Annotated in this window: 10 protein-coding genes; 9 read left to right on the top strand and 1 reads right to left on the bottom strand. The window is 71.3% G+C overall.

Going from position 1 to position 13336, the window contains the following annotated elements:
- Window positions 1-57: 57 nt before the first annotated feature.
- Complete coding sequence (locus EFK10_RS09145) at window positions 58-234, top strand: thiazolylpeptide-type bacteriocin (RefSeq protein ID WP_127355226.1); 177 nt, start codon at window positions 58-60, stop codon at window positions 232-234.
- Between the two features lie 90 nt (window positions 235-324).
- On the opposite strand, the gene EFK10_RS49770 is transcribed toward EFK10_RS09145, so the two are convergent.
- Window positions 325-891, bottom strand: coding sequence for a hypothetical protein (locus EFK10_RS49770; protein ID WP_240677096.1), 567 nt, complete (start codon window positions 889-891; stop codon window positions 325-327).
- Window positions 892-1017: 126 nt separating this feature from the next.
- Here EFK10_RS49770 and EFK10_RS09135 point away from each other — a divergent pair, with 126 nt between their 5' ends.
- From EFK10_RS09135 to EFK10_RS09100, 8 genes are read left to right on the top strand one after another with little or no spacing between them, the layout of a single operon-like run.
- The gene (locus EFK10_RS09135) at window positions 1018-2154 is read left to right on the top strand and encodes a hypothetical protein (protein ID WP_240677095.1); all 1137 of its coding nucleotides are present in this window, start codon (window positions 1018-1020) and stop codon (window positions 2152-2154) included.
- Window positions 2151-4754 carry a lantibiotic dehydratase gene (locus EFK10_RS09130; protein WP_127355225.1) on the top strand — a complete coding sequence of 868 codons (2604 nt, stop codon included), beginning with the start codon at window positions 2151-2153 and terminating at the stop codon, window positions 4752-4754. Before EFK10_RS09135 ends, EFK10_RS09130 begins: the two co-directional genes overlap by 4 nt.
- The gene (locus EFK10_RS09125) at window positions 4751-6439 is read left to right on the top strand and encodes a hypothetical protein (RefSeq protein WP_240677094.1); all 1689 of its coding nucleotides are present in this window, start codon (window positions 4751-4753) and stop codon (window positions 6437-6439) included. The genes EFK10_RS09130 and EFK10_RS09125 overlap by 4 nt, the downstream gene beginning before the upstream one ends.
- On the top strand, window positions 6429-8381 hold the full coding sequence (locus EFK10_RS09120) for a TOMM precursor leader peptide-binding protein (protein WP_127355224.1): 1953 nt from the start codon (window positions 6429-6431) through the stop codon (window positions 8379-8381). The genes EFK10_RS09125 and EFK10_RS09120 overlap by 11 nt, the downstream gene beginning before the upstream one ends.
- A 37-nt stretch (window positions 8382-8418) precedes the next feature.
- On the top strand, window positions 8419-9951 hold the full coding sequence (locus tag EFK10_RS09115) for a hypothetical protein (protein WP_240677093.1): 1533 nt from the start codon (window positions 8419-8421) through the stop codon (window positions 9949-9951).
- Window positions 9952-9965: 14 nt separating this feature from the next.
- Complete coding sequence (locus EFK10_RS09110; RefSeq protein WP_127355223.1) at window positions 9966-10913, top strand: thiopeptide-type bacteriocin biosynthesis protein; 948 nt, start codon at window positions 9966-9968, stop codon at window positions 10911-10913.
- Complete coding sequence (locus EFK10_RS09105) at window positions 10910-12124, top strand: FAD-dependent monooxygenase (RefSeq protein ID WP_127355222.1); 1215 nt, start codon at window positions 10910-10912, stop codon at window positions 12122-12124. Before EFK10_RS09110 ends, EFK10_RS09105 begins: the two co-directional genes overlap by 4 nt.
- On the top strand, window positions 12121-13311 hold the full coding sequence (locus tag EFK10_RS09100) for an FAD-dependent monooxygenase (protein WP_127355221.1): 1191 nt from the start codon (window positions 12121-12123) through the stop codon (window positions 13309-13311). The genes EFK10_RS09105 and EFK10_RS09100 overlap by 4 nt, the downstream gene beginning before the upstream one ends.
- Window positions 13312-13336: the final 25 nt, after the last annotated feature.

Raw genomic sequence — 13336 nt, 5'->3', positions numbered from 1 at the left:
AAATAGTTTCCTTGTGCGGCCATCCGGTCACACAAGGAAACTGTTGAGGAGTTCTCAATGAACACCGTCTCGGTTAACTCTGCCGACATCGAGCAGGTCTTCGACTCGTTCGACGTGACCGAACTGGAGGTCCTCGAGGTCTCGCAGGGCGTGGCCCTGCCCGAGATGGGCGCCTCCGGCGGCAACGGCGGTACCTCGTCCTCCTCGTCGACCTGCTCTTCGTCCACCTGCTGACGAAGGCCGATCGTCTGATCCGGTGAGACGGACGGCGGTGTTCACCCCGAGAGGTGAACACCGCCGTCCGTCCGGGACCGGGCCCGTGGCTCAGCCCCGGCGGGCGACGTGCAGCGCGGTGGCCCACAGGACGGCGGCAGCCCCGAATCCCAGCAGCACACGGACGTTCGCGGCGTCGATGCCGCCGGCCAGCGTCAGGACCGCGACCAGCGCCAGGGCCATGAGCAGCCCACCGGTCCACCAGTACTGCGGCTGCGCAAAGGACCGCGCGAGCGGGAGGAAGTGAAGCCCGACGATCAGGCACACCGCGGCGGGAACGTAGAGCCACAGGCCGAACCGACCGAGAAGCAGGATCGCCGCGACGACCGCCACGGTCTGACCGATATTCACCTGGCCGAAAACCCGGAAGCTGTTCGGCGCCACCCGGCGCATGCGCCGTTGGCCCGGCAGCGCGCCGAACCGGATGGTGAGGGTCACCGCCGTGACCGCCACGGCTACCGCCAGCGCGACTATGCAGAACAACGCCGGCGCAGACACCCGAGGCATCAGTCCGGACACCCCCAGGATTTCCCACATCGATGCGAAAACGGACATGATGACCGCGCCCTGCACGGGCCGGTTTGCGCTCAATTTTCGGCTGCCGGATTCATTGATCACCGGCCCAGCCTACCGCAGCGCTTCATCCCGAAATGCAGTACAGGTGTCATGAAGCACATGACGCTTGTCAGGAAGTAATCGGCAGTCCTTTTCTGATCGCATTCGATTCTTGAAAGATGAGTGCCCATGAGTGCCAATGCGCCAGAAGACCACCCCGCAGGAGTCCGGCTCTTCACCAGGGCGCCGGTGACGCTGGGATGGCTCTCCAGGTCCGTGGTGCCCCTCGCCCGCGCCGTGCGCGACAGCGGGGGCGCCGTCGTACGGCTGCGCCGGGGATGGCTGCACGGCCCGCACGTGGACATCATCGGCCGGGGTGCGCTGGGCCAGGAACTCCCCTGGGAGACCCTCGCACGGCAGCTGGACGCCGGTCCCCTGCCCGGGGACCGGGCGCTGGATGAAGAGACCTATCTCGCACAGGCACGGGAGTTCGGCCGGCTGGAAGCGGTGCCGCCGCCGTATCTTCCGATGCGCGAGCACGGGGAGGTCGAGTTCCTCGGCCCGGACGACGTGGCCCCGGGCGACCCGCTGCTGCATGGCCTGCGGGAGGCCGAGGTCGTGCATGGAGTGCTGTGCCCGCCGCTGATGAACACGATCGAGGAACTGACCCGGGATCCGTCCCTGGCGACCACCCGTCTCGCCGAGGCCTTCGTCGCGCTGGGCGACTCCTACTTCCTGGGGCTGGCCCACGGCGCCTTCTCGTTCCGCTCGCACGCCGAGGCCTTCCTCGCCTGGGCTGCCCCCAGCAAGGACATGCGCCCGGTGTTCGCCACGCGCCTGGCCAAGGAGGCGCCCCTGCTGCGCACCGTGGTGGAGCAGCGGCTCGCGGGGGAGGTCGGCCCGGCTGCGGCCGAGTGGCGTACCGCCTTCGCCTACGCCACCGGCGCCCTGGACAGCGCGGTGACGGAGGGCCGGCTGACACCCGCGATGCTGGACGCGGTCACCGCCTCCGTGGACAACACGGCCATGGGCCCGCCCACCGCGCCCGAGGTGGTCCCGCAGGGCAAACACCCCGACACGGCGTTCCACCGGGCCACCGCCGAATCAGGGGTGATCGACAACCCGCCCCCGTGGTTCGCCGCGTACCGCATGCTGATCAACCTCTTCTACCAACAGCTGCCCCTGCTCACCGTCTCCCCGATCCAGCGGTACTACATGTGCTACGCCCTTGCCGAGACGATCGACGAGGTCGTCGGCGAGACCTGGCAAGAGCGGCTGGCCAAGGGGCGGGTGCGGTGGGCAAGGGCCCAGGAGGCCACCCGATGACCGCACTCGAGACGCCGGCCGTCATCGCGCCGCAGTCGGCCCGCTCGACCCCGCACCGGGAGCCCCTGTGGCTCCTGCGCATCAATCCGCTGCTCCGCAGCCGTCTCGGGGATCCCGGGCTCAGGGACCTCCTGGCCCGGCTCGCGGAGGCCGAACGCGCGGTGCGGTCGGCAGCCGAACGCTGCTCCGAGGAGCTCTACGCCCTCATCGGCACCACGGCCGACGACGGAGCGCGCGGCCGACTCATTGCCGTACGCCGTGCCGTCCACAACGACCGGCCCGTCAAGGACGTCCCTTCGGCGGCGCCCTCGGTGTCCGGGTGGCTGCGGGCCACGGAGCTGCGCCGCGGACTGCGGGAGCAAGTGGCCCGTCACTACGAGCAGGCGGCGGACCGGGAGCGCCGGACGCTCGCGGACCTGCTCGGCGACGAGCACCTGCGCCGGTCGCTGGCCCTCGTCTCCCCCGAGGTGTACGAGGAGTCGGAGCGCTACCGTGCCGCGGTCGCGGGTCCGGACCGACTCTCCGCGCGCAGCCGCAAGTCGGAGCGGGGACTGATCCAGTACGTCACGCGGGCCATGGTGCGCACCAGCCCGCTCGCCCGCTTCACCGCCGTCGGCATTGCCCGGCCCGGGACCGGCGGAGTCGACCCGGGCGAGGTGGGCTTCGACGGCGCCACCGCCTTTCCGGGCCTGGACCGCGTCATGCTGGCCTACGTCCTCGGCGGCCTCAGCCCGGCTACCGGCGCCGCGCTGCTGAACGCCTGGGTGGCCCTGTCCCCCACCTCCGCCCTCGACGAGGGCCGGGACACGCTGTACTTCCTGCGGCCCACCGAATCCGGCTTCCAGCGGCTGTCGGCCCCGGTCAAGGGCGTCGTACGGGCGCTGGTCGACGCGACCGTCATGGGCCCCAGGCCGGTGCGCTCGGTGGTGGCGCACATCGCCGCGCAGACGGGGTGTGCTGCGCAGGACGCAGCGAAGGCCGTACTGCAGGCGGTCCACCAGGGCATCCTGTGCAGCTACGACGAACCGGAGGACGGGGCCGCCGAGCTGTCGGCGCTGCTCACCCGGCCCGGGACCCCGGGCTTCGCGCTGCTGGACGACGTCAGGTCCCGGCTGCCGCGCTTCGCAACCGGGCCCGCCGCTGACCGCAGGGCCGAACTCCGGGCGATCGAGAGGGACTTCGAGCAGCTCAGCCAACAGGCCCGGCGGCCCGCACGGGTCACGGTCGAGGAGGACTACGTCCTGTCCCCGCTCACCGTCGACTCCAGCCGCTGGCGGCGTCCGCTGGCCGACGTCGGCGCGACGGTGGAGCTGTTGTCGGTGTTCGACTGGCTGCACGACGTCCGCGTGATCACGACGGCCACGTTCGTACAGCGCTTCGGTGCCGGAGCGTCCGTTCCTCTCACCGAACACGCCGAGTCCCTGGTCCAGGAAGTCTCCCGGCGGGCGGCCGTGATGGGCGAGTCGTACGCCCGGGGCGACGCGGACGCGCTGCGCGGACTCGGCACCGCGGACGGCAGCCTGGAGCAGCTGTTCGCCCTGCGCCGCCGGGTGATCGAGGAGACACAGTCCCGCATCACGAAGGCGGTGGACGGCGGAGAGCCCGACATCGCACTGCCCGCGCAGGAGGCCGTCGAACTGACCGCAGACCTGCCGCGGCGCATCCGCCAGGACCCGATGAGCTACGGGGTCATGGTGCAGGCCGCGGGCGACCGGCTGGTGTTCAACGACGGGCTGCCCGGACACGGCATGCTGTACGCTCGGTTCCTGGACGCCGACCGGAAGCTGGGCGGCGATTCCCTCCCCCACCTGGCGCGGCGGCTCCTCGACCGGTACGCGTGGGACGGCGCCCGCGTGGTGGAGGACCTCGGGCTGCACCGCCTCAACGTGAACGCCCATCCAAGCATCCTGCCGGAAGGGCTGCGGCCCGACGACTGGTTCTCACTGCGCCTGGTGCACGACACGGAGTCCGACACGCTCGCTGTCGAGGACGCCGACGGACGGCGCATCCGAGTGCTGCCGCTGGGCACCGGCCACCCGGGACTCTTCCCGCCCCCGCTGTCCCTGGCCACGTCCCTGTCCACGGGGGGCCGGCTCAACAACGACCTGCTCGACGGCTGGCACCGAGCACAGCCCCGCGACCGGCGGCACACGCTGATGTGCCCCAGGATCTCGATCGGCGACGTCGTCCTGGCCAGGCGCCGCTGGTACGGCGGCAGGGAGTTGGCCTCGGCCGTGGGCGCCGGGCCCGCGGAGCACGAGCGGCTGCTGGCGCTGACCGCCTGGCGCGCACACCACGGCGTTCCCGAGGAGATCGTCGTCAAGACGGCGTTCGGGCAGGACTCGCCGCGGACCCTCGACCCGGCCGACGTACTGCCCCGCCGGCTCCAGCACAAGCCGCAGTACGTGGACCTCTCCAGCGCGCTGAGCACCCGGGTGCTGCCGAAGATGCTGGACCGCCGGGCGACGCAGGAGGAGGCCGTCAACTACCTGGAGGAGGCGCTGCCTTCGGTGGTCGACGGGACGCACGCGCAGGAGTGGGTGGTGGAGATCGGACGCGCCCCGGGCGGCCTGTTCCAGTACGAGGGAGACAACCGATGAGGATGAGAGCAAGGCCGTATCTGCACTGCGCACCGGTGCCGGGCGGGGTGTACTTCAGCGGCGCGCGGGCCCAGTTCGTCCTCAAGGGCTGGGACGGGCTGTTCAAGGTCGCGGACGTGTGCGTCCCGCTGCTCGAACGGGGCACGACCGAGGACGAGTTGGTGGCGGCGCTGGGCACGGAACGGGCGCGGCCCGTGGTGCGGCGGCTGACGGGCGGGCTGCGCGAGCACGGCATGCTGCTGGACGAGAACGTCCTGAGCGGGGCCGGGCCGGGCAACGAGGACCGGGAGCGGTACGTGGGCTCGCTCGCCTATCTGGAATCGGTGTGCGCCGATCCGTATGCGGTCTTCGCCAGGGTCCGCGCCGCCCGGGTCGCCTTGTTCGGGCCGACGGACGCGGTACGTCCGGCTTCCCGGGGCCTCAATCGTGCGGGTGTCGGCCAGGTACTCACGCCGGACGTCGCCGAGCTCGGCGAGGTGGACGCCGTGCTGTGGTGCGGCACCGACGAGGAGCTGCGGGCCGGACGGTTCCGGCTCCACGGTGCCGGGCAGATACCGGACGGCGTGCCGGTCGTACCGGTCCTGCTCGACGACCGTGTGCTGCAGGCGGGCCCGGTCGTCCGGGACGCCGGCGAGTATTCGGTGCTGTCAGCTGTCCGCGGCAGGGTGCTCGGATGGGCGCGGGGAGAGGGGCTCGGGCCGGCCGCCCGGCCGGTCGCGGACGCGATGATCGGTGCGATCGCCGGACAGCTGCTGTTCGACGCCCTGGCGGGGATCGAGGAGGGCGGCGCGGCCCATGTGGTGCACGGCGCCGAACTCGTCGCGGAACGCGTCCTCCTCGGCGCCGCCGGCACAGTGGACGAAGAGCCCCGAACGCTCGACGCCGCACCCGCCGAACCGCTCCCGGACCCCGACGAGGCCATCGAGCGGGTCAACGCCCTCACCGCCCGCTGGAAGGGCCTGTTCACCCCGGCGCGCACGGAACAGATCCTCCCTCAAATGCCCTTGGCGGTACGGGAGATGGAGTCGCGGACCGATACCCCGGGGCGGATGACCATATGGGCCCCCGACCAGCGGTCCGCCACAGTCGGGGCCGCCCTTGAGGCGCTGCGGCGCTCCGGCACGACGGCCGAGGGTGAGACGAGTGCTGCCGGGCAGACGGTGGAACGCTGGCTTCTGGACGGGGTGTTGCGGCTACTCGCCGACGAGGCGGAGCCCGCGCGCACGGCTGATGCGGAGAGCGAGGAGACGGCCCGTATCCGGCGGATCCTGCAGGACCGGCAGCCGGAGCCGCTCACCGTCCACCTGCTGTGCGTCCCCGGCCTCGACTGGCGCCTGGCCCGCGTCGAACTCACCGATGAAGGCAAGGACTTGGGCACGGCCTGGGCTCCCGACGCCGACACCGCGGTGCGCGAGGCCCTGAGTACGGCCCTCGCCCGCGCCCAGGTGAACGCCACCGGTGACGGCGGGTCCGGTGTGCCCCTGCTGCGCACGGACTCCGTCAACTCCGCGGACGAGGAGGAGATCCGCGCGCTGCGCGAGCAGATCGGCCGGATCGCCGCGGCACGGGGCGTCTCCTACGCGGGACGCCCCCTCCGTGCGGACCTCGCGCTCGGCGAGATCCCCTTCTGGTCCGGCCCTGTCCGCGCCCGTCAGCTCACGCAGGAGCCCCGCCATGCGCGATGAACCGCAGTACGGCCCCGGCATGGCGGCGGCCCTCGACGTCTCCTGGGAGGAGACGCTCCGGCGGATCGGCGGCGCGGCGGGCGCCACGGTCGCGCTGAACCGCGGCTGGGACCTGGCCTGGGAGCGGGCGCAGTGGGAGAAGAGCGCCGCGAACGGCGAGGAACTCGTCTCGGTCCGGGTCTACGACGACGAGGTGATCGTCGGTCCGCGGTGGGTGCCCGGCACGGACTCCGGCTGCGCCGGCTGCGCCGAGGTGCGGGAACGCAACACCGCCGAGCATCCCCTGGCGGACACCCCGGAGGCACCGCGCGTCGTTCCGCGCGCGTCCCGGCCCCTGCTGCCCTTCCTGCTCGACGCCGCCCTGCAGAACCTGGCCGAACACCCCTTGCAACCGGGCGAGTTGTACGCGGTCGGCAGCCAGTACGTACGACGGCACCGCATCCCGCGCAGCTTCTTCTGCCCGGCGTGCGCCGACCACGGAAAGGTGCTCGACGACGACCGGCGGCCCGCCCCTCTGGCGCTGCGCGCCGAACCCCTCTCCCCGCAGGACCCGACGCGCGGCACCGGGGGCGCCCGCCTGGTGGAACCCGGCACCCTGCGCGAGCGTCTGCTCGACGCCCGCTACGGACCGATCCAGGTCATCATGCGCGAGTCCGACGTCCCGTTCGCCATGAGCATGTGCCTGGCCCCCGACGCCGCCGCCCCGGGGCACGGCCGCGCGGGCACGTTCGCCGAGGCCGACCCCGTCGGGATCATCGAGACCTATGAACGGCTCGGCAGCTTTCCCTTCGACACCCCGCTCCTGCTGGAGCGCAGCTACCGCAAGGTGTCCGGGCACGCCCTGGATCCGGCCACCCTGGGCGAGCACACCGAGCGGCAGCTGGCCCACCCGAGCTGCCAGGTCCTCCCCTACACCGCGGACACGCCCATGGACTGGGTGTGGGGTCACGACCTGGCCTCCGGCGAGCCGCGACTGGTCCCCGCCGAGGCCGGTTTCTACCAATACGAGCAGCGGTTCAAGCTCGCCCGGCACGCGGCCCGGGCGGCGCGCGTGACCGCACGGCAGGCGCGCGCGGAGGGCCGTACTCCCGAACCGGGCACCCTGCGCAAGTACTTCCACGACTCGTCGAGCGGCTGCGCGGCCGGAGCGAGCCTCGAAGAGGCCGCCCTGCACTCCCTGCTCGAACTCGCCGAACGCGATGCCTTCCTGCTGTCCTGGCACCGCCGGACACCGCTGCCCCGCATCACGAACGAGTCGATCACGGACCCGGAGAACCGGAGCCTCATCGACCTGATCCAGACCCGCGGCTTCGACGTGCACGTCCTCGTGGCGCGGCAGGACATCGACCTGCCGATCGTCTGGGTGCTCGTCGTGAACCGCCGCAATCCGTTCCCCGCCACGTACTCGTCCGGAGGCTCGGGAGCCAACCCGGACACCGCGATCCGCGGCGCCCTGCGCGAGGTCGCCCAGCTCGTCACCAACAAGGTGCAGTGGAACCGCGAAGAGGCCGAGGGGATGCTCGACGACCCCTGGAAGCTGGTGGAGCTCGAACAGCATCCGCAGCTGTACACCCTCCCCGAGAAGCTGTACCGGGTCACCGAGGTCCTCGGCGGCCCGGAGATCACCCTGAGGGAGGCCTTCCCCGGCTGGCCGGACATCCTGCGCCGGGCCTCCGGCGGCACGGTGCGCGGCGCCCTGGACCATGTACGCGGGCTGTACGCGGACGCCGGGCTCGACCGGATCGTGCTGGTGAACCAGACCACCCGCGAGCACGCCGACGTCGGCGTCGCGGTCGCCAAGACCGTCGTCCCCGGCATTCTGCCGATGTGCTTCGGCCACGCGCAGCAGCGTCTGAAGAACCTCCCGCGTCTGACGGCCGCGCTGGCCGGAACGCCGGAGGAGAACCGGGAAATCCCCTATGACCCGCACCCGTTCCCGTGAGCGGCCCGCCGTGCGGTCGCGTCCCGAGGAGAGACGCATGAGCGAGACGACGACCGGTACGGCCCGGCGGGCCCCCGTGGACCTGCCGCCGCCGTTCGGCGACAACAACATCGAACGCGAGCCCCTATGGTACGAGTTCGGCGCCGGCTGCGACGAACCATCCGTACCGTCCTGGACCTGGGTGGCGGAACCGCCGATGACGTCGCACGTGGCCCCGCCCCCGCCCGTTTGCGTCCGCGGCGGACGGCGTACGGAACTGCCCCGGGGCACCGCGGAGTTGCTCGGCATGCTGCCCTTCCCGCACGGCCGGGCGGCCCCGTGCGACCCGGACGAGGCCCTGGCCCGTGCGCTCGTCGCGGCCTTCGGGGTGCAGTGGTCCGACCCGGAGAACGTCTACAACCCGCACCGCGGCTACGCCTCACCGCGCTGCCTCTACCCGGTGCAGGTCTTCGTCGACGACGGTGAGCGCTGGCACCTGCTCGAACCCGAGCGGCACGGGCTCACCGCGCTCACCTCCGGCAGTCACCGCGGACAGCAGCGACGCATCGCACTGACCGGGAGGTACACACGTATCCCCCGCGGCTACAAGTGGTTCCGTGGCTCCCTCGTGAACCTGGAACTCGGCATCACCCTGCGCTCCCTGGCGCTGGCACTCGAACTGTTCGGTCTGTCGGGCCGACTGGTGCTGCCGCACGAGGGTTCGGCCGGTCTGCTGGATGAACTTGGACTGGCACCCAGCTGGGAATGGTCGCTGCCCCTCGTGATCGAGATCGGGCCGGACGGTGCCGCCCGGCCCGCGGACGAGCCGGAGCCGTCAGGAGTGCCCGAGGAGCGCCCGGAGGACGCGGCGCTCAGGGACCTGGTGCGTGTCAACCGCGCCCAGGCATTCACCGACCCCGCGGCCCCCGTATCCTCGGCCGTTCCGGCGCATCTCCCCTCCGCTCCCGGGGCGTTCGAGGACTGGGCGGAGCTGATGTGGCGGCGCAACTCCGGCCGGATGCCCCGTGGTCTCCTTGGCATGAGCGGCCGACGCACCCGTATGCCCGCCGACTCCGTCCGGGACGCGATCCGCTGGCTCGGCGTACCGCCACCCGGCCCGACCCTGCGGGCCGTGTCCGAGCTGGTGACACTCACCGCCGTGGTCCAGGACGTGGAAGGCCACGAGGACGGCATCCACCGGGTGCGCGCCCGCGAGGCGGTCCTGCTCTCCGCGGACCGGACTGCGGCGGCCCGGTTGGAGGCGGAGTACGGGTACGGACTCAGCATGGACGCCGGCTGCGACATCCGGAACGCAGCGGCGATCTGGTTCCTGTCGGTGAAGCCGCGCGAGCTCTTCGAGCGTTTCGGACCCAACGGGTGGAGCGCGGCGCAGTACTACTGCGGCTGGGCCCTGCACGGCCTGTGCCTGTCCACCACGGCGTACGGGATGTTCACCCGCCCGGTCCGCGCCTTCAACGAGATACCGACGCAGCGCATCCTCCAGCTGGATCCGGACGAGATGATCGCCCTCGCCGCGGTGGCTGGTACACCGAGGCACCCGACTAATGCGCTGTTGGACATCAGAGTGTGACGGAGGAGAACGTCTTGATACAGCAGACAGAGCCTGGCCACCTGGAGTCCGACAGCGATACGACGGCCCCTACCCAGTGGAGTGCCTGGCATCTGCATCTGGCCTCGAGCGCACAGTCACTGCTGGACCGCGTGATCAACGACGTCGTCGCGCCGGCGGTGCGGTCGCTCGACGGCGCACCGTGGTTCTTCATCCGCTACTGGCAGGGCGGACCTCACCTCAGACTGCGTGTCGGTGACCTGAGCCCGGCGGAGTTCGACCGGGTGGAAGGGCTGCTGCGGGAGCGGTTGGAGAGCGCAGGCCGGCCGGCCGGCGGCGAGAACCTGGTCAGCGCGGAGGCCTACCAGGCCGAGGCGCGCCTCCTCGCGCGCAATGAGTACGGCAGTGACACGGACGTCCAGGCACTCACCGCCCCGGGCGTGCACCGGGCCGTTTACGAGCCGGAGACCGCACGGTACGGCGGGCCGGCACTGATGCCGCGCACAGAACGGCTGTTCCAGCTGTCCAGCGAGCTGATGCTCGCCCTCCTGCCCTACGTGTCGACGCCGCAGGCCCGCTCCGCCCTGGCCCTGCGCGCCACCGTCTCCGCGGCCGCCGCACTCGGCGACGAGAGAGAGCAGGCCGCCTTCTACGCCCACAGCCTGACGGCCTGGCGTGCCTGGGCGGCCGGGCTCGGCTGCACGGAAGAGCAGCTGGACCGGATGTGCCACATCCCCGAGGGCGCCGCCAAACCGGTCGATCCGACCCGGCACGGCCCCTTCGACGCCTGGCACGCGGCCCTGTCGGAGCTTGTCGAGGAGATCGGCACCACCACGACGACCGTCCCCGGACAGATCCTCGTCTCACACGTACACATGCTCCACAACCGCCTTGGCCGGACCCTCTTCGACGAACTGCGCACCTACGCCTGGCTGGCGGACGCTTTTCCGTCCGTGGATCCGGCTCACGGCGGCCAGCCATGACCGACCAAACGCGCATCGCCGTGGTCGGATCCGGTATCGGGGGACTGACCCTGGCCGCGGCACTCGCCGCGTCGGGCACACGGTGCGAGGTGTTCGAACAGACCCGATCCATGGCGGAGATCGGAGCGGGGGTACAACTCGCCCCGAACGCCGCACGCCACCTTCGCCAACTCGGGCTCCAGCCCATGCTGCAGGAGCGGGGCGTGGCCATCGAAGAGATGCGCGTGTACGGCTGGGCGGGCGGACTGATCGCCGGCACTCCGTTCGGCGCCGCGTGCGAGAAGCTGTACGGGGCGCCCTACTACGCCGTACACCGCGCGGACCTGCAGGGGGCGCTGCTCCGGCTGGTCGGACCGCGACCGCTGCGGCTGGGGCGCAGGCTGGAAACCGCCTCCCGGGACGGCGAAGACGTGGTTCTCAGATTCGAGGACGGGACCACTCATCGCGCGGACCTCGTGGTGGGGGCCGACGGCATTCACTCCGTGGTCCGGGAGTCCCTGGTCCGCGACGCACCGGTGTTCTCCGGTCTCGGCGTCTTCCGGGGCCTCGTTCCGGTCGACCGGTTACCGGCCCCGGCACGCGAACCGCTGATCAGGATGTGGCTGGGTCCGGGGCGTCACTTCGTGTGTTACCCGGTTGCCGGTGGACGGCTGATGAGTTTCGCCGCGATCGCCCCGCTCGCCGAAGCCGGAGCGGAGTCCTGGTCGGCGGCCGGCGACCCTGCGGAACTGGTGGCGGCCTTCGACGGGTGGCGCGGACTGGTGTCGGACATCACCCACGCCGTCGGCACGGTCCGCCGCTGGGCCCTGTATGACCGGCCGGAGCTGCGTAGCTGGTCTGCGGACCGGCTCACGGTGCTCGGCGATGCCGCGCACCCGATGCTTCCTTTCATGGCGCAGGGCGCGAACCAGGCCGTCGAGGACGCGGTGGAACTGGCCTCGCTGCTGGCCGGTGCCCGCCGCGATGAGGTGCCCGAGCTGCTCGCCAGGTACGAGAAGGCCCGCGCGCCGCGTACGGCAGCCATCCAGCAGGGCTCACGAGGTCATGCGGACACCATGCATCTGGCGGACGGCCCGCAGCAACGCGAACGGGACCGGGCAATGCGCCGGGCCGCGGGTCCGACCGGACTGCGCGAGCGCGCATGGCTCTACGGCCATGAAGCCGGGGCCCCCCGTCGTACGGGCTCTGCAGGAACGGGAGTGGTGTCATGACAGCCGCCGGTATGCGCGCGGCCGTGGTCGGGGCGGGGGTGTCGGGACTCGCCGTCGCCATCCTTCTGCGCCGACGCGGTGTGCGCTGTGACGTGTACGAGAAGTCGGACGCGCTCGGCGCGGTGGGCGCGGGAATCCAGCTGTCTCCCAACGGTGCTCGCATTCTCCATGACCTCGGTGCCGAGCCGTCCATTCGCCGAAGGGGTATCACAGCGCGCGCGATCGAGACGAGACGCTGGAACGACGGAACGCTCCTGTCCCGTGTCGCGCACGGAAACGTCTGCGAGGACCGGTTTCGGGCGCCCTACTACCTCGTTCACCGTGCCGATCTGCAGGCCTGCCTCGTCGACCTGCTGCCGTCGGGGCAGATACATCTCGGGCGGGCGGTGAGCGGTATCGTGGAACACGACGATCGGATGGAGCTGCGCTTCGCCGACGGTGGCTCGGCGACGGCCGACGTGGTGATCGGTGCGGACGGTGTGCACTCCGCCCTGCGCGGTGCGGTGGTGGACGACAGGCCGGTGTTCTCGGGTTATTCGGTTTACCGGGGGCTGGTACCGGCCTCAGCCGTGCCGTCCTTCGAGGACGATCCGCGGGTGATGTTCTGGTTCGGCCCCGGCCGTCATGTCACCTACTACCCCGTCTCGTCCGGACGGACGGTCCACTTCAGTGCGGTGTGTGCCGACCCGTCCGCGGGCACCGCTCCGCGCAGCTCGCCCGCCGACGCCAGGGACCTGCTGGCACAGTTCGACGGCTGGCACGAAGACGTCAGGCAGGTCATGTGCACAGCAAAATCGGTGACCCGCTGGGGGCTGTTCGACCGGAACCTGTCCGACCGATACCGCACTGGTCGCATGGCTCTGGTCGGTGACGCCGCTCACCCCATGCTGCCCTTCCTGTCGCAAGGGGCGAGTCAGGCGCTGGAGGACGCCGTCGTACTGGCGGACAGCCTCACCGAGTACATGACCGACGTGCCGGGTGCCCTGCGCAGATATGAAGCGATCCGGATGCCCCGTACGGCAGAGGTCCACCGGCAGTCACGGCTGCGCTCCAGCACATTCCACCTCTCGGACGGACCGCTTCAGGCCGAACGCGATGCCGCGCTGGCCGGCCGGCGGGCTCTCGATCACCTCGACTGGCTCTACGGGGACGCCATCCGGTCAATACACGCTCTGGCCGGGCATTAACTGCTGCCCCGCCCCATGTCGGTGT

Source organism: Streptomyces soli (genome assembly GCF_003999195.1).
GTDB lineage: Bacteria > Actinomycetota > Actinomycetes > Streptomycetales > Streptomycetaceae > Actinacidiphila > Actinacidiphila soli.
Note: the sequence above shows the minus strand (reverse complement) of the source record. Positions and strands in the feature narration are given on the sequence as shown.

Excerpts from the sequence above, each read along its gene's own strand:
- EFK10_RS09105 (WP_127355222.1), top strand. The coding sequence starts at position 10,910 with ATGACCGACCAAACGCGCATCGCCGTGGTCGGATCCGGTATCGGGGGA.
- EFK10_RS09100 (WP_127355221.1), top strand. The coding sequence starts at position 12,121 with ATGACAGCCGCCGGTATGCGCGCGGCCGTGGTCGGGGCGGGGGTGTCG.
- EFK10_RS09125 (WP_240677094.1), top strand. The coding sequence starts at position 4,751 with ATGAGGATGAGAGCAAGGCCGTATCTGCACTGCGCACCGGTGCCGGGC.
- EFK10_RS09120 (WP_127355224.1), top strand. The coding sequence starts at position 6,429 with ATGCGCGATGAACCGCAGTACGGCCCCGGCATGGCGGCGGCCCTCGAC.
- EFK10_RS09115 (WP_240677093.1), top strand. The coding sequence starts at position 8,419 with ATGAGCGAGACGACGACCGGTACGGCCCGGCGGGCCCCCGTGGACCTG.
- EFK10_RS09130 (WP_127355225.1), top strand. The coding sequence starts at position 2,151 with ATGACCGCACTCGAGACGCCGGCCGTCATCGCGCCGCAGTCGGCCCGC.
- EFK10_RS09145 (WP_127355226.1), top strand. The coding sequence starts at position 58 with ATGAACACCGTCTCGGTTAACTCTGCCGACATCGAGCAGGTCTTCGAC.
- EFK10_RS09135 (WP_240677095.1), top strand. The coding sequence starts at position 1,018 with ATGAGTGCCAATGCGCCAGAAGACCACCCCGCAGGAGTCCGGCTCTTC.